This window comes from Lactobacillus amylolyticus DSM 11664 (assembly GCF_000178475.1).
GTDB classification, from domain to species: domain Bacteria; phylum Bacillota; class Bacilli; order Lactobacillales; family Lactobacillaceae; genus Lactobacillus; species Lactobacillus amylolyticus.
Genome location: NZ_ADNY01000013.1, coordinates 46,495 through 69,301, shown reverse-complemented (window position 1 = coordinate 69,301; position 22,807 = coordinate 46,495). Strand labels below are relative to the sequence as shown.

At 39.5% G+C, this 22,807-nt stretch carries 26 protein-coding genes, 1 tRNA gene and 1 other annotated feature; of the genes, 24 read left to right on the top strand and 3 right to left on the bottom strand.

The genetic code is table 11. The features are described 5' to 3' along the window. Positions 1-46: 46 nt before the first annotated feature. Positions 47-2,428: a Xaa-Pro dipeptidyl-peptidase gene (locus HMPREF0493_RS01800; RefSeq protein ID WP_006351545.1), complete on the bottom strand. Its 2,382-nt coding sequence runs from the start codon at positions 2,426-2,428 to the stop codon at positions 47-49. A 45-nt stretch (positions 2,429-2,473) separates the two neighbouring features. Continuing rightward, a complete protein-coding gene (locus HMPREF0493_RS01795; RefSeq protein WP_006351544.1) occupies positions 2,474-2,836 on the bottom strand; it encodes an arsenate reductase family protein in 363 nt (120 codons plus the stop codon). A 122-nt stretch (positions 2,837-2,958) separates the two neighbouring features. Between HMPREF0493_RS01795 and HMPREF0493_RS01790 the strand changes: the two genes are divergently transcribed. The 19 genes from HMPREF0493_RS01790 (at position 2,959) to recN (ending at position 16,753) form a co-directional block, all read left to right on the top strand. Next, a tRNA-Arg gene (locus HMPREF0493_RS01790) sits at positions 2,959-3,032 on the top strand. 452 nt (positions 3,033-3,484) lie between these two features. Beyond that, positions 3,485-4,039: a glycosyltransferase family protein gene (locus HMPREF0493_RS08020; protein WP_006351542.1), complete on the top strand. Its 555-nt coding sequence runs from the start codon at positions 3,485-3,487 to the stop codon at positions 4,037-4,039. A gap of 18 nt (positions 4,040-4,057) precedes the next feature. Beyond that, a complete protein-coding gene (locus tag HMPREF0493_RS08015; protein WP_050776629.1) occupies positions 4,058-4,561 on the top strand; it encodes a glycosyltransferase in 504 nt (167 codons plus the stop codon). Positions 4,562-4,612: 51 nt separating this feature from the next. Continuing rightward, the gene (locus tag HMPREF0493_RS01780) at positions 4,613-5,215 is read left to right on the top strand and encodes an ECF transporter S component (protein ID WP_006351540.1); all 603 of its coding nucleotides are present in this window, start codon (positions 4,613-4,615) and stop codon (positions 5,213-5,215) included. A 57-nt stretch (positions 5,216-5,272) separates the two neighbouring features. Then, entirely contained in the window at positions 5,273-5,452 is a 180-nt protein-coding gene (locus HMPREF0493_RS01775) for a 2-hydroxymuconate tautomerase (protein WP_006351539.1), read from the top strand. A 124-nt stretch (positions 5,453-5,576) separates the two neighbouring features. Further along, positions 5,577-6,914, top strand: a complete 1,338-nt coding sequence (locus HMPREF0493_RS01770; RefSeq protein WP_040456884.1) for a DUF2325 domain-containing protein — start codon at positions 5,577-5,579, stop codon at positions 6,912-6,914. 113 nt (positions 6,915-7,027) lie between these two features. Further along, entirely contained in the window at positions 7,028-7,432 is a 405-nt protein-coding gene (locus HMPREF0493_RS01765; RefSeq protein WP_006351537.1) for a YitT family protein, read from the top strand. Positions 7,433-7,493: 61 nt separating this feature from the next. Then, positions 7,494-7,571, top strand: a sequence feature (ribosomal protein L21 leader region). Positions 7,572-7,585: 14 nt separating this feature from the next. Then, a complete protein-coding gene (gene rplU, locus HMPREF0493_RS01760; protein ID WP_006351536.1) occupies positions 7,586-7,897 on the top strand; it encodes a 50S ribosomal protein L21 in 312 nt (103 codons plus the stop codon). A 20-nt stretch (positions 7,898-7,917) separates the two neighbouring features. After that, the gene (gene rpmA, locus HMPREF0493_RS01755) at positions 7,918-8,208 is read left to right on the top strand and encodes a 50S ribosomal protein L27 (protein ID WP_006351535.1); all 291 of its coding nucleotides are present in this window, start codon (positions 7,918-7,920) and stop codon (positions 8,206-8,208) included. 88 nt (positions 8,209-8,296) lie between these two features. Continuing rightward, a complete protein-coding gene (locus HMPREF0493_RS01750; RefSeq protein ID WP_006351534.1) occupies positions 8,297-9,409 on the top strand; it encodes an aminopeptidase P family protein in 1,113 nt (370 codons plus the stop codon). A gap of 60 nt (positions 9,410-9,469) precedes the next feature. Beyond that, positions 9,470-10,039 carry an elongation factor P gene (gene efp / locus HMPREF0493_RS01745; protein WP_006351533.1) on the top strand — a complete coding sequence of 190 codons (570 nt, stop codon included), beginning with the start codon at positions 9,470-9,472 and terminating at the stop codon, positions 10,037-10,039. Positions 10,040-10,057: 18 nt separating this feature from the next. Beyond that, complete coding sequence (locus HMPREF0493_RS01740) at positions 10,058-10,495, top strand: Asp23/Gls24 family envelope stress response protein (protein ID WP_006351532.1); 438 nt, start codon at positions 10,058-10,060, stop codon at positions 10,493-10,495. Further along, complete coding sequence (gene nusB, locus HMPREF0493_RS01735) at positions 10,496-10,891, top strand: transcription antitermination factor NusB (RefSeq protein WP_006351531.1); 396 nt, start codon at positions 10,496-10,498, stop codon at positions 10,889-10,891. Between the two features lie 50 nt (positions 10,892-10,941). Beyond that, entirely contained in the window at positions 10,942-11,793 is an 852-nt protein-coding gene (locus HMPREF0493_RS01730) for a bifunctional methylenetetrahydrofolate dehydrogenase/methenyltetrahydrofolate cyclohydrolase (RefSeq protein ID WP_006351530.1), read from the top strand. Next, a complete protein-coding gene (xseA, locus tag HMPREF0493_RS01725; protein ID WP_006351529.1) occupies positions 11,780-13,138 on the top strand; it encodes an exodeoxyribonuclease VII large subunit in 1,359 nt (452 codons plus the stop codon). The genes HMPREF0493_RS01730 and xseA overlap by 14 nt, the downstream gene beginning before the upstream one ends. Beyond that, positions 13,128-13,370 carry an exodeoxyribonuclease VII small subunit gene (locus tag HMPREF0493_RS01720; protein ID WP_006351528.1) on the top strand — a complete coding sequence of 81 codons (243 nt, stop codon included), beginning with the start codon at positions 13,128-13,130 and terminating at the stop codon, positions 13,368-13,370. The genes xseA and HMPREF0493_RS01720 overlap by 11 nt, the downstream gene beginning before the upstream one ends. Before the next feature lie 2 nt (positions 13,371-13,372). Beyond that, the gene (locus tag HMPREF0493_RS01715) at positions 13,373-14,242 is read left to right on the top strand and encodes a polyprenyl synthetase family protein (protein ID WP_006351527.1); all 870 of its coding nucleotides are present in this window, start codon (positions 13,373-13,375) and stop codon (positions 14,240-14,242) included. Next, positions 14,243-15,055: a TlyA family RNA methyltransferase gene (locus HMPREF0493_RS01710; protein ID WP_006351526.1), complete on the top strand. Its 813-nt coding sequence runs from the start codon at positions 14,243-14,245 to the stop codon at positions 15,053-15,055. 9 nt (positions 15,056-15,064) lie between these two features. Then, the gene (gene recN, locus HMPREF0493_RS01705; RefSeq protein WP_006351525.1) at positions 15,065-16,753 is read left to right on the top strand and encodes a DNA repair protein RecN; all 1,689 of its coding nucleotides are present in this window, start codon (positions 15,065-15,067) and stop codon (positions 16,751-16,753) included. Positions 16,754-16,781: 28 nt separating this feature from the next. On the opposite strand, the gene HMPREF0493_RS01700 is transcribed toward recN, so the two are convergent. After that, on the bottom strand, positions 16,782-17,078 hold the full coding sequence (locus HMPREF0493_RS01700) for a hypothetical protein (RefSeq protein WP_006351524.1): 297 nt from the start codon (positions 17,076-17,078) through the stop codon (positions 16,782-16,784). A gap of 171 nt (positions 17,079-17,249) precedes the next feature. On the opposite strand from HMPREF0493_RS01700, the gene gmk reads away from it, so the two are divergent. The 5 genes from gmk to rsmB are packed head-to-tail and all read left to right on the top strand — an operon-like array spanning position 17,250 to position 22,806. Beyond that, the gene (gmk, locus tag HMPREF0493_RS01695) at positions 17,250-17,864 is read left to right on the top strand and encodes a guanylate kinase (RefSeq protein ID WP_006351523.1); all 615 of its coding nucleotides are present in this window, start codon (positions 17,250-17,252) and stop codon (positions 17,862-17,864) included. Positions 17,865-17,866: 2 nt separating this feature from the next. Beyond that, positions 17,867-18,091, top strand: coding sequence for a DNA-directed RNA polymerase subunit omega (rpoZ, locus tag HMPREF0493_RS01690; RefSeq protein ID WP_006351522.1), 225 nt, complete (start codon positions 17,867-17,869; stop codon positions 18,089-18,091). Positions 18,092-18,141: 50 nt separating this feature from the next. Beyond that, positions 18,142-20,538: a primosomal protein N' gene (gene priA, locus HMPREF0493_RS01685; protein WP_006351521.1), complete on the top strand. Its 2,397-nt coding sequence runs from the start codon at positions 18,142-18,144 to the stop codon at positions 20,536-20,538. An 11-nt stretch (positions 20,539-20,549) separates the two neighbouring features. Next, positions 20,550-21,494, top strand: a complete 945-nt coding sequence (fmt, locus tag HMPREF0493_RS01680; RefSeq protein WP_040456879.1) for a methionyl-tRNA formyltransferase — start codon at positions 20,550-20,552, stop codon at positions 21,492-21,494. After that, positions 21,463-22,806 (top strand): 16S rRNA (cytosine(967)-C(5))-methyltransferase RsmB, encoded by a 1,344-nt coding sequence (rsmB, locus tag HMPREF0493_RS01675; protein ID WP_006351519.1) that lies wholly within the window; start codon positions 21,463-21,465, stop codon positions 22,804-22,806. Before fmt ends, rsmB begins: the two co-directional genes overlap by 32 nt. The last annotated feature ends 1 nt before the right edge of the window (position 22,807 follow it).

The following is a 22,807-nucleotide window of genomic DNA, read 5'->3' as shown; positions in this document are numbered from 1 at the left end:
CACTTTTTGCTTTTATTCTAAAAGAAACCCAAAGAGAAAATTCTAGTTATTTCTGATAAAACTTAATCTCAGTACCGGCCAAATCAACCGTATAAGTTTCTTCTTCAAGTGGTCGCTTGGTCATTCCTTCGTCTGTAGAGTAAATGATCAAAGCAACTTTGGCGCCAATCGGAAGTTGGTAATAAGTTGGCTGCAGCTTGAAATCAAGGTCAACAAATTGACCAGCTTCAATCTTCCTTGGCTTCTTCATATCCTTGTAATTTTGCAAGTTCATATGAGCTTTGGTAATCAATTTAGCATGCGTTAATTTATCAGGAACAAATTCTTGCAGCGTATCTGTACCAAAGCGGTAGCCGAGTTCTTGTCCACCACGCATTAAGAACTTTGGCGTAGGAGTCAAACGTTTGCGATCGCCAAGTTCAACAAGAGCTACTGAAAGCTGCCCTTTAGGCAATGAGCCACTCACTCTGATTTTAACTTCTGGTCGACCAACGATTGTTACTGGATGGATAAATTCATCTGTCACAAAACGCAGGCTGCGTTTAGCCCATTTTTCATCACCACAAATAAATTTGTATTGCCATTCGCTTTCTGAAATTTTAGCTTCTTTGAAGTCTTTACCGCCCACATCGACAAAACTCTTCTTCTCTTTGCCATTGCCGTTTTTATGAAGCTCACCATCATCAGTTGGGTAGTAGGTAGCTGCTTGACCAATTTCATTAGACCAGTCATCTTCTTCATGCCAGGTATCTGCATGAAGATTGTCCTGAATCATGACCGTTGACCATTGCTTGTAGGCATTGTTTTCGATGCCAAGAAGCTCATGACAGAACCAAAGGTTCATTAGGTCGGTAAAATCGATCGAAACGAAATTGTTCATATTGTAGTGCGGACCTTGATGCAAGAACAAGTGGTGTTTCATTGGCATCTTTTTAACCAGTTGCCAAATCTTGTAAACATTCTTTGGCTTAACGTTCCAGTCATTTAAGCCATGGACGCTGATCCATGAACATTTAATGCCATCAGCGTTGTGGCGGTAGTTTCTAGCTTCCCAGAAGTCTGAGTATTGACCAGTAGTGCGATCTTCACGACTCAGCAAATGCTTTTGCATTGCGTCATATTTTGGCTTGATCTTTAAATATGAACCGGCATCCCACAAATTTGATTGACATGTTTCTGCCAACAAGTCCAAATCTTCGCCTTGGCAAGCTTCAGGAGCGATTACTAAACCATGTTCACGATAATAATCATACCAGGATGAAATCGCAGCTTCGGAAACAACAGTCTTAAGACCAGCAACACCAGTAGTAGCAACAGCAATTTGCAAAGTACCAAGGTAAGAGCGGCCAGTCATTCCGATATTGCCATTGCACCAGGAAGCCTTGATTTCATGCTTTTTAGTGCGATCAGTATAGGCGATGCGGTCGCCATGCAGCCATTCAATTACTTCTTTAGCTGATTCAGTTTCTTCAGGTGCACCAGTAATACGCAAGCCATCGCTGCCGCGCGTGCCGATTCCACCAGCAAAGACACTGGCAAATCCGCGTGCCAGCAAGTATTCGTTCAGTGGGTAAGAAGACTTGTGAACGGCTTCTTCGGTTGCCACATGATCTTCACTGCCAGGCTTGTTTGCTTCAACTGTTGGAGTTGCTTCATATTTAGGATCTTGCCATTCAGTTGCATCAGACAAGTTTTCGTCGACATTGTGATTGCGTTTTTCATTTTCAATAATGCCGCCAAAATATGGACTAGCAGTGTATAAAGCTGGTACTTTCAAACCGCCGTTTGACTCGTTGGGACGAAAGATTGTTACTTGAATCAAATCGCTTTTGCCATCGCGGTCAGTATCAAGATCAGTTTCAACATAGACAACTTCACGGATAACCTTGTCAGTATTAAAGACAGAAAGTGATTTGCCATTGAAGTACATGAACTTGTTTTGTCCCCAGAATTGGGTGAAGTAGCCTCGTCCAGCCATTACATCGATAAGGAGCTGACCGTTTTTGGCACGGGTATTAAGCAAACGATAAAAAGCAGTCACCAACTTGGAAATAGAATCGATATCTTGAACGATAGGCAAGGCTTGCTTTTGCATAAAACCGGTCGGATCGGACAATTGGTAGTCGTAATGAACGTGGTATCCTAGCAGCTGCAAAGCAACATTGTAGAATTGATTGGTGCCGATTTCTTCAGGCTTTTGCTTTAAAAAGTCAGCGAAAGTCTGCGTTTCGGAGACTGCGAATTCATTTAGCTTTGCTTCTTTGGCCTCGTCGCTTTTTGCTTCAGCAATGCTCATCTTAACTAATTTGGCAAGCAGATCGCTGAAGGACCAGTTTTGAAAATTCTTGGGCAAAAAGTTGATCGCCGTTAATTCTTTGACTTGTTCTTCATATTGCGTTTGAACGTAAGCATATTGATTATATTTCATAAGAAAACTCCTTTAATTGTGGTGAAATTTGTTATGTCTAGTTTACTATTTTTGAAGCCAAGTTTCCTTGTAAATATCTTCTTTAAAGCCACAAGTTAAGTGCTTTTCATCAACAACTAGAGGACGCTTGATTAATTTGCCGTCGTTTGCCATCAATTCGGCGGCTTGAGCGATGGTCATCGTTGGAATTTTTTCTTTTAGATTTTGAGCACGGTAATGTTGACCGCTGGTGTTGAAAAAGTAGCGTAAGCCGCGATTTTGGTAGGCAGTCAGCCATTTTATCAGGTCTTCTTTTTTAGGCGGGACAGCAACCAGGTCTTGAAATTCATACTTAATGTGATGGTCGTCAAACCATTTTTGTGCTTTTCTTGATGTTGAACAACGTTTATAGCCGTAAAATTTGATCATTTTGAGAATCCTCCTTAATTTCTATTTTAGAATGAACTGATAATTTTTAAAATAAGGCTTGAATTTTAAAGCAGATTTCCATATAATAGTTTGTGTTCTGTTGAGGACATACAAACATACATGGTCTGGTAGCTCAGCTGGATAGAGCAACAGTCTTCTAAACTGTGGGTCGTGGGTTCGAATCTCACCCAGATCATTAATATAGCAACGCTGAGAGGCGTTGCTTTTTTTGTCTCGAGGGAAAACATATGCATTATTTCATTTCAACACGAGAAGATTATAATACGTCAGCAATTGAACTGGCACAGGTAAAGAGGATGCAGATCTTTGATGCCCTTGACGTGCCTTGCAAAATTGTCGAGTTGCAAAAAATGACTTTATTCAGGAATGTCGAAATAAACTGAAAACAAGTGGCAGAGTGATCAATATTTTTCAGTATTTTCAACAGCTGCCCGATACTCAACAAGTAAATACTGAAAAAGCCCTTGACCAGATTTTTAATCAGCCTGGTTTAATCAGAAAAGAAAATAACGCTTATCTGAACGAACGCGCGGTTATTCAAGCTCACCTTTATGGCTCGCGTTTTACGTCGATCATCTGGATCAATATGGCTTCACAGTTAAACGGGAATTCTATCGCTATAATCACTTGGATTATACTGAATTCTTTGATGATAAGGCTCAGCTTAAAATGCGCGAATTCGTGGATCAAAATAACAATCCGCTTATCCGTGAATATTTCTGTCAAAGCAACCAGAACAAGCCGATGCTCACGCTGATTGAAATGAAAAAGGGCTTTAAAACAGTGCGGTTTGAAAAGGAAGCTTCCTTTCAGGCCTATTTCCTTGACTGCTTAGCAGAAAGGAATGCGCAAGCAGTCTTCTACTGCGATCGCTGTATGCAGGTTCTGCCCGCTTTTGAAAAAATGAAGCACATCGTTCCCAGCTACGTCATTTTCCATTCAGCTTTAACCCCCTCAGGCTACTTGAATGATCAAGTATATTCAGTATTTAAACCGGTGACCGAGCTAGCAAAAGCAGGCAAAATTCGCGGCTTAATTTCTTCAACCAAACGTGAGTCTAAAGATGCAGCGGAAGTATTGCAGGTTTCGCATTCATATGACATCCCTGTTACCTTTACCTCTAGCGAAGACAAAATTCCATTTTCTTCTCGCACACCAGGGAAAATTATTGCCGTAGCTTGAATTGATGTCATTAAGCAATTGAGCCATCTGATTCAAGCCGTGATAGATCTGCATATCAAATATCCGCAAATTGCTTTATCGATCTACGGCAACAATACGGATGAAGCGGAAAATAAACGCTTAACAACTTTAGTCGCAGAAAATCACGCAGCTTCTTATATTAACTTTTGCGGCTTTGCACAAAATTTGGATCAAGTATATAACTCAGCCCAGCTAGAAGTGTTAACCAGTAAAAATGAGGGCTTTGCCATGGCACTTCTTGAAGCACAGGCTCACGGCTGTCCTGCCGTTTCTTATGATATTAATTATGGCCCAGCCGAAATAATCGAAGATGGTATTAGCGGAAAGCTGGTTCCGATGAATGATCAGGTTGTTTTAAAGCAAACCATCAAGGCTCTGCTGACCAACCCAAATTTGATGACGCAATATTCTGCTTGTGCCTATCAGTCGGCTAAGCGCTTTGATTTTTCGCACTTGAAGGCTAAATGGTTCAACTTTTTGAAAGAAGAAGGGCTTTGCTAAAAATTATTTTTTAGGTAAAATAAGTAATTATTTAACAAGGAAAAGGGACAGATGAGAAAAACAGAAACAACGCGTTTAACAATCACCGCTATTTTTGTTGCCATTTTATTATTGCAAACTTTGGTACCAAATATTGGCTATATCCGACTTTTACCGGCTCTGCCGACAATTACGACGATCCCATTGACTGTAGCCTTATACAGCTGCCTAATGGGATCAAAAGCAGGAGTTGGCTTCGGCATTTTCTGGGGCTTGACTCGCTTGTTTGTTGCTTACACGCAACCAGGCGATATGGTAAGTCTTATACTCTTTCAAAATCCGATAATTTCACTGGTACCAAGCATAATTGCCGGTTGGCTTCCCGGTTTAATCGTCAAACTGATGAAGGGCGAAAAAATAAGCTTCCTGGTTGCCGGAGTGACTGCTTCTTTGACCAATACCTTTTTGGTAATTGGCCTAAGCAGCCTGCTTTTTATGAATCATGCTGCTAGTTTGATGAAGTATCTCGGCAATACCAGCAACAGTCAATCGCTTTTTTTAGTGCTAGTTGCAGCTTTGGGAATGAATGGAATCGTTGAAGCCAGCTTTACCGGTTTGCTTACCCCGGTGATTGGCTTACCGCTTGAGAAAGTTTTCCGCAAATATAAGCTTTAAACTTGGTATATTTTTATTTGAATATTACTTATCAAAATTAAATAAAGGAGGAAAACAATGCCATTTGTACATATTGAATTAATTAAGGGCAGAACCGACGAGCAATTGACTAATTTGATGAAGGACGTAACCGAAGCCGTCCATAAAGATACCGGTGCACCGAAGGAACATATTCATGTGATTATCGATGAATTAGGCAAACATTCTTATGGCAATAACGGCGAATGGCGTGCTTAAACGATTTGACTTCTAGCGATCCTAGAAGTCTTTTTTTATTGGTATTGATAAGCAAATAAATTTTAATTATTAAAAGTAAGCAGGATATAATAAAATAGTTCAAGTAAGAAAGCAGGTGAAGAATTTGTTAGATTATCGCAATCATCTTAAGCGAATTCTGCAAAAAACAAGTGGAGATGACCAAAGTCTAAAAAATGGCTTAACTGCAATCAAAGCTATTATTCAAATGGCAGATGATGGTCAAGAGTCGACTCCTATCAAAACAAAAAAGCCGAGCATTTCAGATCAAAATGAGCAAAATAAGGATATAAAACGTTTATTAACGGGAATCACACAGCTGATTAAGACACCTGGCGATCCTGCCGCTAAAAAGCAAGCACTGACGGCTCTGCATAAATTAACTTTTGTTCCTGGAGTGGGCAAAAATTTTGGCACTGAAATTGGAGCATTGGATCAAGCTATTCAGCATTCGATTCAAACAGAAGAAGCAGTCAATGCCAAAGTTTTTGAAGAGGCAATGAAACCAAAAGAAAAGCCGAAGCGCGATTATCACAAAGGACAACGCTACACCGTTATTCGGCTGGTATCGGGAGCAGATTTGATCAATGATAATGGTCAAACCGTTTATACGGTTAAAGAATCTCAGGTACATCCGCTTAATTTGAAGACCGGCGATATCGTTGAGGCACTGGAAGATAAAACCAATCCCAACTATGAAGCTGAAATACTGCGCGTTGTTGGTTTTCAAAAACTGCGCAAACGTGATTATGATCAGATCGAGGACTTTAAGTATGCGGTCGTTCAGGGTCGGCAAGGACACCTGGCAATTTCCCGCAATATTCATGGTGAGAAGCTGAGAATTCGAGGCAAAGAAGTCGTAATTCCCATAGATTCAAGCTATTATCAGGGCGACAATATTTCTCTTGAAGATGGTTCAATTGTTGATTTGGCCTGGTATGCGGGGGATGTCCGCTTGAAGAAGAATCCCGCAGATGCAGTTCAGATCAGATGGATTTATCAAGTAGATCAGCCTGAACATTCAGCTCCTGCTAAAAAGGAGAAAAAGAAGAGCAGCAATAGCGAACAAGTTGCCAAGCTGGACTTGGATCTGCACTACCAGCGAGTAGGGATTGCAGTTGGCGACAATCAAAATGAAGCTATTTTGGACAGTATCGTTTCGCGCTATAATGGGATTCCGATTCCAATTGATGCCTTTGAGGGAAAGAAAAAAGTTATCGAAAATCAGATAAAGGATTTAGATATCGTAATTTTGGTTACGGCATTTGCGGCTCATGATTCTACTTGGAATATTCGTGAATTTGCCAGCAAATATGGCGTCAAGTTTGCTGTCAGCTCCAGCAAGGGATATCAGTCTTTTGAACGTGCGCTTTATCGAGCCGCTAATGGTCTTCCAGCCTACGAGGGAAACCAAACAATTGAATATAAAGAAAAAGATAAATAATTTCTTATATTTGGGTAATTTTCTTGTCATAATCATGCTTTTTTATGTAAAATTATATTGCTAACTAAAAGAAAGGATGCCTGTATGACAAAAAATTAACTAATCACAAGTGGATGCGTTGGGTAGTTTTCCTAATCGGATTGGAAATTGTTGCGATCTCGATTAACTTTTTCTATGTCCCAATTAACGTTGCAGCTGGTGGTACGACTGTTTTTCCAATGATCTTTAAAAAATACTTCTATATCGACCCAGCAATTGGCTTGCTTGCGGTTGATATGATCGTTATTTTCATGAATATTTTCGTTGATGGCTGGAATACCTTCTTAGCTGCATTTTCTCAAGTAGTTACAGTAGTGATGATGAATTACACCGAAACTGGTTTTGACAAAAAATACCAGGTACGGGTAATGAGTAATGACCATCTTGAAGAAATTCGCGATCTGCTGCAAAAAGAATACCAGGGTCTGACGATTTACAATGTTGTCGGTGGCTACAGCGAAGACCGCTGGGGTTTTTAATTTTTTATTGCAGAATAAACAGTCTGGTAGTAGAATATAGTAGTTGTATTTGTGGAGACCTCCACATCTGCAACCGCACGTCTTGGGTTAGAAGTTCTTGAAGACAAGACACCTAAGTTCGGCGAGTCTAAGTATTTTTTTGGAGGTGTACAAATGTACGCAATTATTAAGACCGGTGGTAAGCAATACAAAGTTGCTGAAGGCGATAGTGTATTTGTAGAAAAGCTTGATGCAGAAGAAGGTAAGGAAGTTACCTTTGACGAAGTTATTCTTGTTGCTGATGGCAAGGATGTTAAAGTTGGTGCTCCATTAGTTAAGGGTGCTAAGGTTACTGCTAAAGTTGAAAAGCAAGGTAAGGAAAAGAAAGTTGTAACTTTCAAGTACAAGCCAAAGAAGCACTCACACAGCAAGTACGGTCACCGTCAACCTTACACTAAGGTTACTGTTGAAAAGATTGAAGCTTAATTTTCAGAGGTGAAAAGATAATGAATATTTTAGGTTTGAAATTATTTGCCCACCACAAGGGTGGCGGTTCTACTGCCAACGGTCGTAACTCTGCTGGTCGTCGTTTAGGCGCTAAGGTCGGCGATGGTCAAGAAATCCACGCAGGTTCAATTATTTACCGTCAACGTGGTACTAAGATTCACCCAGGCAAGAACGTAGGTCAAGGTGGAGATGACACTTTATTTGCATTAGTAAACGGTGTTGTTAAATTTGAACGTCTTGGCAAGTTCAAGAAGCAAGTTTCAGTTATTCCAGCTGAAGAAGCTAAGTAATTTAGTAAAAAACGAAGGCGAGAAGCAACCTGCTTCGCGTCTTTTTTGTATAATAAACTAAATCAACTAGCGAAAAGAGGAAATACACATGGATAAACAAGAAGAATTATTAAGCTTGCTCAATCAAAGAATTAGTAAAGTAACTGATTTGATAAAAGAAAAAGATGCTGATGCGATGATTATCATCAATCAAGCAAATTATCGCTACTTAACCAATTTTACCGGTGAAGAAGCAGAATTGATTTTGGGTAAGGATGGCTCACGCATTCTTCTGTCTGATTCGCGTTTTGCAGATCAAATTAAAGCACAAGCTCCTGGACAAATGGATGTCATTATGCAGCAATCCAGTGATGTTGCCGGCGAATTGACGAAAGCATTGAAGAAAACTAATTACCGTAAAGTATTAGTTGAAGCTGACGTCATGACTGCTGCTGTTTTTGATCAGCTAAAACGACAAAATCCGGATATTTCCTTTGAATTCTCAGAACAACTTGTTGAACGAGTTCGCAACGTTAAAGATGAATTAGAGATTGCAACTTTGCGTAAAGCAATTGAAATCTCAATGACTAGTTTTAAACAAATTTTGCCGTTAATTAAGCCTGGCGTTACCGAAAGATCCGTTGCCACAAAACTCGATTATTACTTTAAAGAAAATGGCGGCGATGGTCCTGACTTTGATACGATCGTTGCTTCAGGTGTTCGATCTGCTTGGGCTCACGGCGTTGCAAGCGATAAAAAGATGGAAAATGGCGATATGATCGTGATTGACTTTGGCAGTTTCTACAATGGCTATGCTGCTGACATTACACGGACAGTCTGCTTGGGCAAAGTTGATCCCGAATTAGAAAAAATCTATCAAATCGTTCATGAAGCTCAAAGAAGAGGAATCGAAGCTGCAACTGTTGGTCACACTGGTCGCGATGTTGATAGAGCAGCACGTGACTATATTACTGAGCAAGGTTATGGTCAATACTTTGGACATGGGATTGGTCACGGAATTGGGCTAGAAATTCATGAATTGTGTCAACCTGCTTTGCCTTTCGGCAAGCAAAAGTTGGTCAACAACATGGTTCATACGGTTGAACCAGGAATTTATTTGCCTGAAAAAGGCGGCGTTAGAATCGAAGATGACATTTTGATTAATGGTCAAAATCCAGAAACTTTATCCAACTTGCCAAAAGATGAGCTCCTTTCTCTTTAAAAAGATAGCCAAATCGCTTGCAAATTGGTAACATATATATGTAGAAATGAGGGAATTATTATGACAATGATATCAGTTAACGAATTCAAGAACGGTTTAACTATCCAATATAATAATGATTTATGGAGAATCGTTGAATTCCAACACGTAAAACCAGGTAAAGGTAGTGCTTTCGTTCGTTCAAAGCTTAAGAGCTTGAGAACCGGCGCTGTTCAGGAATATACTTTCCGTTCAACTGCTAAGGTTGAAACAGCCGATATTCAAACCAAGTCTATGCAATATTTGTACAATGATGGCTCAAGCTATGTATTTATGGATACTACTACTTATGATCAATTAGCCATTCCAAACGAACAAATTCAAGATGAAAGCAAGTACTTGCTTGAAAACATGACTGTTAACGTAATTATGCACGATGGTGAAACTTTAGGTATTCAATTGCCTAACACCGTTGATTTGAAGGTTGCTAAGACTGAACCTAACATCAAGGGTGATACTTCATCAGGTGGTGGTAAACCAGCTACTATGGAAACTGGTTTGGTAGTTAACGTTCCATTCTTTATTAACGAAGGCGACGTTTTGACTATCAACACTGCTGATGGTACTTACGTATCACGTGCTAACAAGTAGTTTTTTTGAGGTAAGAAAATGGCAGATAGTTCAAAAATTCTCTTAAGTGGCGAAGAAAATGGTGAGCAAATTAAGATTGATCCTAGTGTACTTGAAGTCATTTTAGGAATTGCTGCTGAAAAAGTTGATGGCATTGTAGGCATGCGTGGCAACTTGAAATCAGGCATTAAGCATGTTTTAGGCCGTGAAGACCGCGGAAAAGGCGTCAGCGTTAGCGTTGATCAAGCTGGCAAGTTGAGTGCAGATGTTTATGTTTACCTTGAGGCCGGCGTAAATGTTCCTTCAGTTGCCATCAAATTACAAAAGAATTTGAAGCAACAATTGATCCAAATGACGGATTTGGAACTTAAAGAGATCAATATTCACGTTGTTGGTCTGGTATTCCCAGAAGATGACGAAAATAAGGCTCCTGAGAACACAACGACCGAACTGTTTCCGGAGGACAATCAAGAGTAAATGAATCAACATGAAAGTCGTAAGGTTGCAATGCAAGCAATCTTTTTGGCCAACCAAGATCCTGAGTTGACCACAGCAGAAGTTGAAGTAAAAACCGTGGAAATGCTTGATCTTGAGCAGCTTTCTGCCTATTCAAAAACTTTAATTGAAGGCGTAATGTTAAAGCGCGATGAATTAAAAGAAGCAATTGCTGCACACCTGAAAAAGGGCTGGCGGATTGAGCGTGTTAATCCAATTACTATTGCAATTCTTGAAATCGCTTTGTACGAAATCAAAGATAGCGCCGAGATTGAGCCAAAAGCAGCAGTGAATGAAGCATTGAATTTGTGTGATGATTTCACCGATCCAGATGCAAAACCATTCATTAATGGTATTTTGGCTAACTTCGTCAAATAATATCAATAGCCGGCTTATGCCGGCTATTTTTATAGAAAAGGAATGACTTTATGGGACAAATTCTTGACGGCAAAGCATTTGCAAACTTAAAGGCAGATAAACTTAAAGAAAAGGTTAAGAAATTAAAAGCTGACGGAATTCAGCCTCTTTTTTGCGTGATTAATATTGGGGACGATTCAGCCAGCAAAATCTACGTCCGCACTAAAAAGCGGCGCGCTAAAAAGATCGGTATTGAGCAAAAAATATATCAGTTGCCTGCAAATGAGCAAGAATCTGATGTCATAAAGTTAATTGACCAGTTAAATGTGGATCCGAAAGTTAATGGCATCATGGTTCAATTGCCAGTGCCTGATCAGATTGATGAGAATCACCTGCTTAGCAGAATTGATCCAGAAAAGGACGTTGATGGCTTAACGCCGGCTAGTGCAGGCCGCTTGTGGCAGGGAACGCACTTTGTAGAACCAGCTACGGCTGCTGGAATTATTGGCCTACTCGAGCACTATCAGATTGATTTAGATGGTAAAAATATGGTGATAATCGGCCGGTCTAACATTGTTGGCAAGCCGCTAGCTGCTCTAGCACTTGAAAAAAATGCTACTGTGTCTCTGCTTCATCACCACACGCAAAACTTAAAGGAATACACGCAAAAAGCAGATATCATTGTCTCAGCGGCAGGCCAGGCTAATCTGATTACTGCCGATATGATTAAACCTGGTGCAGTTGTCATCGATGTTGGCATTAATCACGTCAATGGTCACTTGGTAGGCGATGTTGCTTTTGATGAAGTAAAAGACAAAGCAAGCTGGATTACTCCGGTACCAGGTGGCGTAGGGCCGCTAACTGTAGAATATTTAATGGAACAAGTCGTTAAATTGACAAGGAGAGCAAATGGCAGACAATAAATATCTAACTGTCACGGATCTGAATTACTATATTACGCAAAAGTTTAAGAATGATCCTTATTTGCATAAAGTTTTTTTACAAGGGGAATTATCTAACTTTCGTTATCGCCGCAATTCGCACCAGTATTTTTCATTAAAAGATGAAAAATCCAAGATCAATGTGGTCATGTTTCGTTCCTACTTCGATAAGGTTAAATTTAAACCGGAAGAGGGAATGAAAGTTTATGTTACTGGATATGTAAGTGTTTATGGACCGCAGGGTTCTTATCAATTTTATGCCGAGTCAATGGAGCCAGCTGGTCTGGGCGCTTTATACGAGCAGCTAAAGCAACTCCAAGCAAAATTGGCAAAAGAAGGTTTATTCAATCCAGAGCATAAAAAGCAGTTGCCCCATTTTCCGGATAAAATTGCGGTTGTAACCAGTGCTTCGGGTGCTGTTATCCATGATATTATGGTCACGGCAAATCGGCGCTTCCCTCATGCCGAGATTGATTTATTCCCAGCTCAAGTGCAAGGCGATACGGCGGCTGATTCATTGGTTGTTGCTATGCAACAGATTTTGCAGCATGCCGATGATTATGATGTCATGATTATTGGTCGTGGTGGTGGTTCGCTTGAAGATTTGTGGCCTTTTAATGAAGAAAAAGTCGTTAGACAGGTTTATGCAATGCCGATGCCGGTTATTTCTTCTGTAGGGCATGAGACCGATACAACTTTGTGTGATCTTGTAGCCGATGTGAGAGCCGCAACGCCAACTGCTGCTGCGGAGTATGCAACGCCTAATTTAACTGATGAAATTGCCAATATTCATCAATTGCAGGGTAGACTTTTAGCTAGCGTTCAAGCAATTATCCGAGAAAAAAGAGATATTTTGCAACGCATCAATAATTCTGTAATCATGCGTGAGCCAACGCGTTTATATGATCAGCAAATTCAAACTGTTGATATGCTAAAGCAGCGCTTGGCAAACAGTATGAATAATAAGCTGGAACGTGCTCGGCAGCAATTTAATTTAGCCGCACAAAGATTACAGTCCAATAGCCCTGATAAGCAAATCATTCAAATGCAGCAGCAACGTATTTTTTTGGCTAAACGGTTGATTGACAATATGAAGAAGCAGCTTTTATTAAAACGCGATGCTTTCAAGCAAACGGTGCAGCAATTAAATGATTACAGTCCATTGAAGACGCTGGAACGGGGTTTTACTTATACAACAAATGAAAGTGGTCAAACCGTTAGTTCTGTTGATCAAATTCGAAACAATGATCATTTAAAATTGCACTTTAAAGATGGAATAGCGGAAGCAATCGTGACAGCGATTAGAGGAGATAAAGATGGCAACTAAAAAGAATAATTTTGAAGAACAATTAAATAGCTTACAAGAGATTGTTACCAATCTGGAAAATGGCAATGTACCTTTGGATGATGCATTAAAGCAATTCCAAGAAGGGGTCAAAATCAGCCGTGATCTTGATAAAAAGTTAACGCAGGCTGAAGAAACTGTTGCTAAATTAATTGATAGCGACGGCACGGAACATAAATTGGATCCAACAAACGCATCAGCACCCGAGGAATAAAAATGACAGCTTTTAAATATTTTCAAAAACAATGGACTCCGGTAATTAATGAATATTTGAACAAGCATTTAGCCAATGAAGTCGATGATCAAAAAATCAGTCAAATTATGGCCTACTCTGTAATGGCAGGCGGCAAGCGTCTTAGACCACTGCTTTTTTTAGCAACTCTTAATACATTGGGAAAAGAAATTACAGAGGATGAAATTCGAATTGCTTGTGGTATTGAGCTAATTCATACATATTCTTTAATTCATGACGATTTGCCAGCAATGGATAACGATGATTATCGTCGCGGCAAATTAACCAGCCATAAAAAATGGGGCGAAGCAGAGTCAATTTTAGCTGGCGATGCCTTGCTGCCAATGGGGATTCAATGGATTGCTGAAGGCAGCAAATCGGCTGAACTGGTTCAGATCATTACGCAGGCGGTTGGCCCTAATGGAATGGTTGGCGGACAATATTTGGATATTGATTCAACTAATAACCAATCTGTTGCTGGCGATGCTAAGTTTATTAATCGCATGGAATGGCTAAAGACTGGCTGTCTAATCGAAGCCAGCGTTAAAATGGCGGCTGTTTTGGTTGGTGCCAGTCAAATTGAAGAAGTTAAATTGGTTGATTTTGCCAAAGTATTTGGCCGCTCTTACCAAATTTATGATGATTTGGTTGATGTTGTTGAAAGTAGTCAAGAAGCTGGAAAAGCAACGCATAAGGATCAAGAAAAAGGTAAGAATAATACTTTGACCCTTTTGGGCATCGATAAGAGTCGCAAAGAATTGACTGATTTGATCAAGCAAGCTAAAGACGATTTAAATGGATTAAATGGTGAAGTATTAGCAGGTTTTTTGGATCTGTATCAAAAGGTGCTTTAAATGGCAAAAAAAAGAGCAGATGTTTTATTAGCAGAACAAGGAATTTTTCATTCACGCAGTCAAGCACAACGTGCAATTATGGCCGGCTTGGTTTTTGACCACAATCATCAACGAATTGATAAAAGCGGAACCAAGTTTTCTGATGGTGAAAAATTTTATGTCAAAGATGATGGCAAAAAATACGTATCAAGAGGCGGTTTTAAGCTGGAAAAAGCTTTAAAGGTTTTTAATATTGACTTGCAAGACAAAATTTGCTTGGATATTGGTGCCTCTACTGGCGGTTTTACGGATGTTGCACTGCAAAATGGGGCTAAGATGGTCTATGCCTTAGATGTTGGCTACAATCAACTGGCTTGGCAGCTGCGTGATGATCCTCGAGTAGTAGTAATGGAAAAGCAAAACTTCCGCTACAGCAAACCCGCTGATTTTTATCAAGGATTGCCAGATTTTGCAATGACAGATGTTTCCTTCATTTCATTAGATTTAATCATGCCACCGATGTATCAAATTTTAAAAGATAATTGTGATGCCGTGTGCCTGATTAAGCCGCAGTTTGAAGCCGGCCCAGAGAATGTGGGAAAACATGGCATAGTTCATGATCACGAAGTTCATCGGCAAGTAATTCAGCATACCATGGACGAAGCGATGAAGATTGGCTTCAATGTTTTAGGAGTTGACTATTCGCCTATTAAAGGTGGAAAGGGCAATATTGAATTTTTAATTCATTTGCAGAAACAGTTGGAGAACGGTGGACAAAATCTTTGGTCAGGTACACCAGCAGAGTTGGTTGAACGTGCTGTAAACGAATTATAGAGGTAGTTTATGTTAGTTGAACTTGATATTAAAAACTTTGCAATTATAAAAGCTTTGAAAGTTCGCTTTCAAGAACATATGACTGTTTTGATTGGAGAAACAGGAGCCGGGAAATCAATCTTAATTGATGCAGTTTCACTTTTAATGGGTGGCCGCGGTCAAAAAGAAATGATTCGTACGGGCGAAAAAAAGGCTGTTGTTACTGGCTTATTTGAATTAGATGATCAAAAAGAAAAAATAGCCGCTTTATGCGATCAGTATGGTTTGCCGCATGATGATGATCAATTGGTAATTAGTCGAGAATTGGCAGCTAAGGGTCGCAATGTAGTCAGAATCAACGGTCAATTAACGACCATCAATGTTTTACGCGAAATCGGCAACTATTTAGTTGATATTCATGGTCAAAATGATCAGCAAATTTTGATGGATCAAGATCGTCAGATTGATCTTGTCGATAATTATGCTTCTAAGGAATTTCATGAAAAATTAGCACAGTATCAAACTAATTTTCATGAATGGCAAAAATTGAGCAGTCAGTTGCGGCATTTGCGGCAGGATGCACAAGAACTAGCCCAGAAGCAAGATATATTGCAGTTCCAGCATGATGAGCTCGAAGCAGCTAATCTGGAAGATCCGAAAGAAGATGAGAAGCTCGAAGAAGAATTCAACGAGTTGAATAATTATCAAAAGATCGCTGACACGGCCAATTACTTCATGCAGCTTTATGATGATGACGAACATGGAATTGCTACGCTGTTAGGGGATGCGCAAAACGCGGCAACTGATTTAACAGAATTTGGCAATAAGTTTAAGGATTTTGCCAAAACGGTTGATGATGGCGTTTATGCCTTAAATGATGCGCGCAGCGAACTATCAAATTTAATGGATGCCATGGACTTTGATGAGGAAAGATTCCAATATGTTACTAACCGCTTGGATACTTTAAATTCACTTAAGAAAAAATATGGTCCTACTTTGGCTGATGTTTTCAAATTCTATCAAAAAGTTGACCAAGAGTTGGGTCAATTTGAAACGGGTGGTCTGGATGAGGAAAAGCTTCAAAATAAGGTCACTGCAATTGAAGAAAAGCTGAGTCAGCAGGCACGTGAAATGCATCAAATGCGTGAAAAAGTTGCACAAAATTTGGAAGCTAAAATCAAACAGGAACTAGCTGACTTATACATGGAAAAGGCTCGGTTTTCTGTCAATTTTGATGAAACCAATACTTTTACAGCTAAAGGAACGGATGATGTAGTTTTCTTAATTGCGCCAAATCCAGGTGAAGATCTGATGCCATTGGTTAAAATCGTTTCTGGCGGTGAACAATCAAGATTGATTTTGGCTCTAAAAGCTATTTTTAGTCAGGTTGAGCCAGTTGGCACGATGATCTTTGATGAAATCGATACAGGGGTTTCCGGTCGAGTATCAGCTGCTATTGGACGCAAAATGCATTCAATTGGTCAGAAAAAACAGGTTATTGCTATTACACACTCACCCCAAGTTGCTGCTGCCGGCGATCAACGCTATCTTGTAGCTAAACAGGTAAAGGATGGTGCTACCTTTACTCAAGTTGGTCCATTAACTAAAGAAGAAACCATCACTGCCATTGCACAAATGATGGCGGGCAGTGATGTAACCGATGCGGCTAAGCAAAATGCTGTTGATTTGATGAAATCATTTAAAGAAGATAAAAAATAGGAGTTTGGAGAGAATCCAAATTCCTTTTTTATGTTAAATCAACTCGAAAAATATCATCTAGGTCAACAATTTTGAGGATCTTATTATCACTGCAGAGAAAGACAAAACGACCAGCTGAAAGGCGACGACTAATCTGTCCGATATCGGTATGACCATCATAATAGGTAATCATGACAAATACATGATGCAGAATAGCATAGCTGAGATAAGCCAAAATTTTGCCGGCGATTTGTCCGTCAATGCTCATGCGATCAAAGTCGTATTCAGATAAGTAATGGTAAGCTCGTTTAATTGGGCTCTTTATTTTAGCAACTAAGTTATTCATATTTTTCACTCTATCTAAAAACCCGAACTGCTGTTTGCATAAGTGATTATGCAAACACTTGTTTTCAAAAACAAGTGTTTGGGTAAAAAAATTTACTGGAAAGGAATACTTGAAAATAAGAGCTTCTTAGTGCAACATAAACTTAGTAAGTTTTGCAAAAGGGAGTTTGGCATGGCACACAAAGGTTTATTACTTGTTCTTTCTGGACCTTCTGGAGTAGGCAAAGGGACTGTTAAAAATGCAATTGTTAAAAATAAAGTATTTCCATTTGAATATTCCGTTTCAATGACTACTCGTAAGCCTCGCCCCGGCGAAGTTGATGGTAAAGACTATTTCTTTGTGAGTGAGCAGCGTTTTCAAGAAGCTATTAACCAAGGCGAACTTCTGGAATATAATGAATACGTTGGACATCATTATGGAACGCCTGTTGGTCCTGTAAAGAAAATGCTGGCAGAAGGCAAAGATGTTTTAATAGAAACCGATGTAAATGGTGCTCGCACGGTTCGTGAAAAGATGCCGGACGGTGTTTTCATCTTTCTGACGCCACCGGATTTGCATACTTTACATCTGCGCCTAGAGCATCGTGGTACAGAATCTGAAGATGTAATTATGGGTCGAATTCGTGAGGCTCGAAAAGAAATTTTAGTCATGCAAGATTACGATTATGCTGTTGTCAATGATACGGTTGCTAATGCTGTTGATCACATCAAGGCAATCGTGGATGCAGAACACGTTAGTGTTAAGCGGGTAATTGATGACTACCGTAAAATGGTCGAGGAGGAATAATCATGAGAATTACATACCCATCAATTGATAAGTTGCTTTCACGCGTTGATTCACGCTACTCTTTATCAGTTTTGGCTGCAAAGAGAGCACATGAACTTGAAGCTGGTGATCCACCAACATTAAAGAGTTTTAAATGTGATAAGGCAGTTGGTAAGGCACTTGAGGAAATCGTAGCTGGCAAGGTTACAGTTGATCCTGCTCATGCAGAAGTAAACCTTGAAGATTAATTAATTGACCTCCATCTCAAGATGGGGGTCTTTTTTTGTAAGGTGATAGAATGATAGCCCAAGTAATTGTAGATATAGCTGCAAAGCAGACAGATCACATTTTTGAATATCATGTACCAGATCAGCTAAAAGATGTTGAAATTGGTTCTCGCGTGTTTGTACCCTTTGGGCCCCGCAAGTTGCAAGGCTTTGTTGTGGGCTTAAGTGAAAAAAGCGAGTATCAAGGCGAATTGAAGGATCTGCTTCTTGTTGTAGATGAGATGCCGCCATTGACGCCAGAACTTGTTTCTTTATCAGCGGCATTGGCTAATAAAGTCTTTTCGTATCGAATTACTATTTTAAAAGCAATGCTGCCGAGAGTAATGCGGGCTAATTACCGCAAACTTTTGACGCCAATTTCTGCTGACGCAAAAAAACTGCCGCTCTTTCAAGGCGATCCAGTTGATTTAAACGAGATGACAGATGTTAAACAGATTGCTTTAGCGCGTAATTTATTGCGGAATAATGAAGCAAAAATTGAATATGTAGTTGAAAATAGGGCAAAGAAAAAGACGGAGAATCAGTATTCTTTAACTTTAGCAGCTGCAGAATACCAAAAGATTTACGATTCTTTGCGCTCAAACGCTGTTAATCAGAGAAAACTAATTCAAGATTTGCTTCAACATGCAGAAGATTATCCCAAAAAGCAGTCTGTTTTAGAAAAGAAATTAACGATTTCAACAGCAACGCTTAACGCAGCAGTAAAAAAGGGCTGGCTTAAGAAAAGCAGCGTTGAAGTTTATCGTAATCCATTGGCTGGTTTTGATGAAAAAAGCAGCAAAAAAATCATTTTAAACGATGAACAGGAAAATGCTTTAGCGCAAATTTATTCCTCGATTGATAAAAAAGAGGCCAAAAAATTTTTGCTTGAAGGTATTACTGGTAGCGGGAAAACCGAAGTTTATTTGTATGCTATCAGTAAGGCTTTAGCAAAAGGCAGAAACGCATTGATGCTGGTGCCGGAAATTTCTTTGACCCCGCAGATGGTGCGGCAGGTTAAAACGCGTTTTGGCGAAAAAATTGCCGTTTTGCATAGTGGTTTATCTAATGGTGAATTTTATGATGAATGGCGCAAAATTCGGCGTGGTGAAGTAAGAGTCGTTGTTGGTGCCAGAAGTGCCGTTTTTGCACCTTTGAAAAATATCGGTTTGATCGTAATTGATGAAGAGCATGAGGCTACTTATAAACAAGAGGATAAAAATCCGCGCTATCAAGCTAGAGATGTGGCTATTTATCGCAGTCAGTTCAATAATTGTCCTTTAGTTTTGGGTAGTGCGACACCATCTCTATATAGTCGTGCTCGAGCACAAAAAGGCGTCTATCAATTGCTTAGACTGACTAAAAGAGCAAATCAAAAGAAACTGCCAGAAGTTAATTTAATTGATCTAAAGCATGTTGAATTTGCTGGAGGACAGTTTGACTTATCGGTTGAATTAGTAGACGCGATAAAAAAGAAATTAGAAAACAAAGAGCAAATTATTCTTATGCTTAACAGGCGTGGTTTTGCCAATTTCATGCTTTGCCGAGAATGTGGTTATGTCATGAAATGTCCTAATTGTGATTTATCTTTGACTATGCATAAAGATACCGGTATGATGCAGTGCCACTACTGCGGCTATACGGAAAAAATTCCGCAACGTTGCCCCAACTGTCAAAGTTCACAAATTCGTTTTTTAGGAACAGGCACACAAAAAGTTCAGGAAGAATTGACAGAATTGTTGCCAGGTGCGCGAATTTTGCGAATGGATGTTGATACCACTAGACGCAAGGGTAGTTATAAGCGTATTTTGGATGCCTTTGGCGATCATGAAGCTGATATTTTGTTGGGAACACAGATGATTGCAAAGGGACTGGATTTTCCAAATGTTACTCTTGTTGGCGTCATCAATGCTGATACAGGGCTTTGGCTGCCGGACTATAATGCTTCGGAAAGGACGTTTGAATTATTGACGCAAGTAGCGGGGCGTGCTGGTCGAGCAGAGAAAAGAGGAGAAGTAATTATTCAGACCTATAATCCGGATCATTATGCAATCAAGCTTGCACAAACTCAGGACTATGAACGTTTTTATACTTATGAAATGCGCATGCGTCATGCTGGAAATTATCCGCCATATTTCTATACCGTTTTAATTTCAGTAGCTTCAAAAAAGGAGCAAAATGCGGCTAGAGAAGCTTTTAATATAAAACGTCAATTGCAAGGACGACTTCATCCAGAAACAATTATCTTGGGACCAACACCAAGCGCAATTTCTCGTCTAAAAAATCAATATTATTATCAAATACTGGTAAAATATAAAAAAGAAACAGAACTTAATGCGATATTGCACCATATTCAGGATTCCGCACAAGAAGTTAAAAAGTATGGTTTGAATGTATATATTGATAACGAACCAGAACGAATTATTTAAGGAGGATGCAAATGCAGTCAATTATTTTCATGGGCACACCCCAATTTTCAGTTCCTGTGTTAGAAGGGTTAATTAATAAAGGCTATGAGATTAAAGCGGTAGTGACTCAACCTGATAAGAAGGTAGGACGTAAGCAAAAGATTACTAAGACACCAGCCAAAATTGCCGCTGAAGCTCACGATATTCCTGTTTATCAACCAATTAAGCTCTCCGGCTCACCAGAGATGGCAGAATTAATTGACATGCATGCTGACTTCATCGTAACGGCTGCTTATGGTCAGTTTTTACCAACGAAATTTTTGAATTCTGTAAAGATTGCGGCTGTTAACGTTCATGGCTCTTTATTGCCAAAATATCGCGGTGGTGCACCAATTCAATATGCGCTATTAAATGGCGATAAAGAAACAGGCATTACAATCATGGAAATGGTTAAAAAGATGGATGCCGGCGATATATATGCGCAAAAGGCTCTTAAGATTGAACCTGATGATAATGCGGGTACTGTTTTTGAAAAATTATCCTATTTAGGACGCGATTTATTGCTGGAAACTTTGCCAAAAATTGCTGATGGTACGGTAGTAAAGACGCCACAAGATCCTGAAAAAGTAGTTTTTTCACCGAATATTAAGAAAGAGCAAGAAAAAATTACTACCGAAATGACAGCTTCAGAGGCCAACAACCTTATTCGTGCCCTTAATCCAGATCCTGGTGCTTATTTGATGGTCGAAGGAAAAAGATTAAAGGTCTGGAAGGCTGAAGTAGCAGAAGATTCCAGCAGTTTAGAAGCAGGCTGCGTTGTTGACAATAAAAAGCGGTTTGCACTTAGTTTTGCTGATAATTCCGTTTTGAATTTATTGGAATTGCAGCCAGCTGGCAAGAAGAAAATGGAAGTTAAGAATTTCTTGAACGGTCAAGGAAAGAAGTATGCTCCGGGAGAAAAAATTGTCGACGACTAAGAGTGCACGTGCTATCGCATTAGAAACTTTAATTCGAGTTTTAGAGAATGGTTCGTATTCAAATATTAGTTTGAACAATAATTTAAAACACAGCAATCTGTCTGTGGCTGATCAGAATCTTGCAACTAAGATAGTTTATGGAACAATTCAATATAAAATCTATCTTGAATATCAGCTTCATGATTTGATTAAAAGCAAAATTACAGAAAAATATTTAAAACCTTTGCTTTTAATGTCGGCATACCAAATTCTTTTTTTGGATAAAGTGCCAAATCGTGCAGTTCTGGATGAAGCTAATAAGTTGGCGAAGCAATTTGGCAAAAAGCATTCATCCGGTTTTCGTCTAGTCAACGGAATTTTGCGTTCTCTGACACGTCGCGGACCGATTCTTCCTGATAAAAACGACCTGGTTAATTATTTGAGCGTTAAGGAGAGTTTCCCTCGCTGGCTTGTTGAATATTTTATTTCACTCTGGGGAGAAGCACGAACAGAGAAAATTCTAGCAAGCTATAATGAAACGGCTAAAAATAGCGTTCGCTTATCTATTCTGCAAGATGAAGAAAAAACTGTAGCTGCTTTAAAACAGGCAGGCTATGAACCAACGCCTTCTAAATTAGCAGCTAATGTTGCAATTCTGGTTCATGGTGGAATTGCATCTTCTTCTTTGTTCAAACAAGGAAAGTTGACCATCCAGGATGAAGCAGCTAGTCTTGTAGTAGACGCATTTGATTTTAAGGGCAATGAGAAAGTTTTGGATGCTTGCAGCGCTCCAGGAGGAAAAACAGTACAGATTGCGGAACACCTTCAAACGGGCGAAGTGACTGCCTTAGATATCCATGATAAAAAATTGCGCTTAGTGCAGCAGAATACTAAAAGAATGAATGTTGCCGATAAAGTAAAAACTGTGGCAATTGACGCACGAAAGGCTGATGATTACTTTTCTAAGCAGCAATTTGCTAAAATATTAGTAGATGCACCCTGTTCAGGTTTAGGGTTATTGCGCCGCAAACCTGAGATTAGGTACACTAAGAGTAAAAATGATTTATTTAGTTTAGCCAAAATTCAGTTGGCGATTCTTAATCATGTAAGTTGTCTTCTTGAGAATGACGGAGAGCTGATTTATTCAACCTGCACGATTTCTAAAGAAGAAGATGAGGATGTAATACGCAAGTTCTTGGCAGCCCATCCTGATTTTGCGTTACAGCCTTTTAAGTTAGAAAAAATTAGCAGTAAAACAGGAATGCTGAAAATTCTGCCTGATGAATATGGCAGTGATGGTTTCTTTATTGCTAAGTTAAAATTACGAGGTTAGA

What these genes read in the sequence shown, in the direction of transcription:
- HMPREF0493_RS01715 (WP_006351527.1), top strand. Translation starts at nt 13,373, where the DNA reads ATGACAGCTTTTAAATATTTTCAAAAACAATGGACTCCGGTAATTAAT.
- rsmB (WP_006351519.1), top strand. Translation starts at nt 21,463, where the DNA reads ATGCTCCGGGAGAAAAAATTGTCGACGACTAAGAGTGCACGTGCTATC.
- rpoZ (WP_006351522.1), top strand. Translation starts at nt 17,867, where the DNA reads ATGAGAATTACATACCCATCAATTGATAAGTTGCTTTCACGCGTTGAT.
- xseA (WP_006351529.1), top strand. Translation starts at nt 11,780, where the DNA reads ATGGCAGACAATAAATATCTAACTGTCACGGATCTGAATTACTATATT.
- rplU (WP_006351536.1), top strand. Translation starts at nt 7,586, where the DNA reads ATGTACGCAATTATTAAGACCGGTGGTAAGCAATACAAAGTTGCTGAA.
- HMPREF0493_RS01740 (WP_006351532.1), top strand. Translation starts at nt 10,058, where the DNA reads ATGGCAGATAGTTCAAAAATTCTCTTAAGTGGCGAAGAAAATGGTGAG.
- HMPREF0493_RS01720 (WP_006351528.1), top strand. Translation starts at nt 13,128, where the DNA reads ATGGCAACTAAAAAGAATAATTTTGAAGAACAATTAAATAGCTTACAA.
- efp (WP_006351533.1), top strand. Translation starts at nt 9,470, where the DNA reads ATGACAATGATATCAGTTAACGAATTCAAGAACGGTTTAACTATCCAA.
- fmt (WP_040456879.1), top strand. Translation starts at nt 20,550, where the DNA reads ATGCAGTCAATTATTTTCATGGGCACACCCCAATTTTCAGTTCCTGTG.
- recN (WP_006351525.1), top strand. Translation starts at nt 15,065, where the DNA reads ATGTTAGTTGAACTTGATATTAAAAACTTTGCAATTATAAAAGCTTTG.
- priA (WP_006351521.1), top strand. Translation starts at nt 18,142, where the DNA reads ATGATAGCCCAAGTAATTGTAGATATAGCTGCAAAGCAGACAGATCAC.
- rpmA (WP_006351535.1), top strand. Translation starts at nt 7,918, where the DNA reads ATGAATATTTTAGGTTTGAAATTATTTGCCCACCACAAGGGTGGCGGT.
- gmk (WP_006351523.1), top strand. Translation starts at nt 17,250, where the DNA reads ATGGCACACAAAGGTTTATTACTTGTTCTTTCTGGACCTTCTGGAGTA.
- HMPREF0493_RS01710 (WP_006351526.1), top strand. Translation starts at nt 14,243, where the DNA reads ATGGCAAAAAAAAGAGCAGATGTTTTATTAGCAGAACAAGGAATTTTT.
- HMPREF0493_RS01730 (WP_006351530.1), top strand. Translation starts at nt 10,942, where the DNA reads ATGGGACAAATTCTTGACGGCAAAGCATTTGCAAACTTAAAGGCAGAT.
- HMPREF0493_RS01750 (WP_006351534.1), top strand. Translation starts at nt 8,297, where the DNA reads ATGGATAAACAAGAAGAATTATTAAGCTTGCTCAATCAAAGAATTAGT.
- HMPREF0493_RS01775 (WP_006351539.1), top strand. Translation starts at nt 5,273, where the DNA reads ATGCCATTTGTACATATTGAATTAATTAAGGGCAGAACCGACGAGCAA.
- HMPREF0493_RS01700 (WP_006351524.1), bottom strand. Translation starts at nt 17,078, where the DNA reads ATGAATAACTTAGTTGCTAAAATAAAGAGCCCAATTAAACGAGCTTAC.
- HMPREF0493_RS01800 (WP_006351545.1), bottom strand. Translation starts at nt 2,428, where the DNA reads ATGAAATATAATCAATATGCTTACGTTCAAACGCAATATGAAGAACAA.
- HMPREF0493_RS01795 (WP_006351544.1), bottom strand. Translation starts at nt 2,836, where the DNA reads ATGATCAAATTTTACGGCTATAAACGTTGTTCAACATCAAGAAAAGCA.
- nusB (WP_006351531.1), top strand. Translation starts at nt 10,496, where the DNA reads ATGAATCAACATGAAAGTCGTAAGGTTGCAATGCAAGCAATCTTTTTG.
- HMPREF0493_RS01765 (WP_006351537.1), top strand. Translation starts at nt 7,028, where the DNA reads ATGCGTTGGGTAGTTTTCCTAATCGGATTGGAAATTGTTGCGATCTCG.
- HMPREF0493_RS01780 (WP_006351540.1), top strand. Translation starts at nt 4,613, where the DNA reads ATGAGAAAAACAGAAACAACGCGTTTAACAATCACCGCTATTTTTGTT.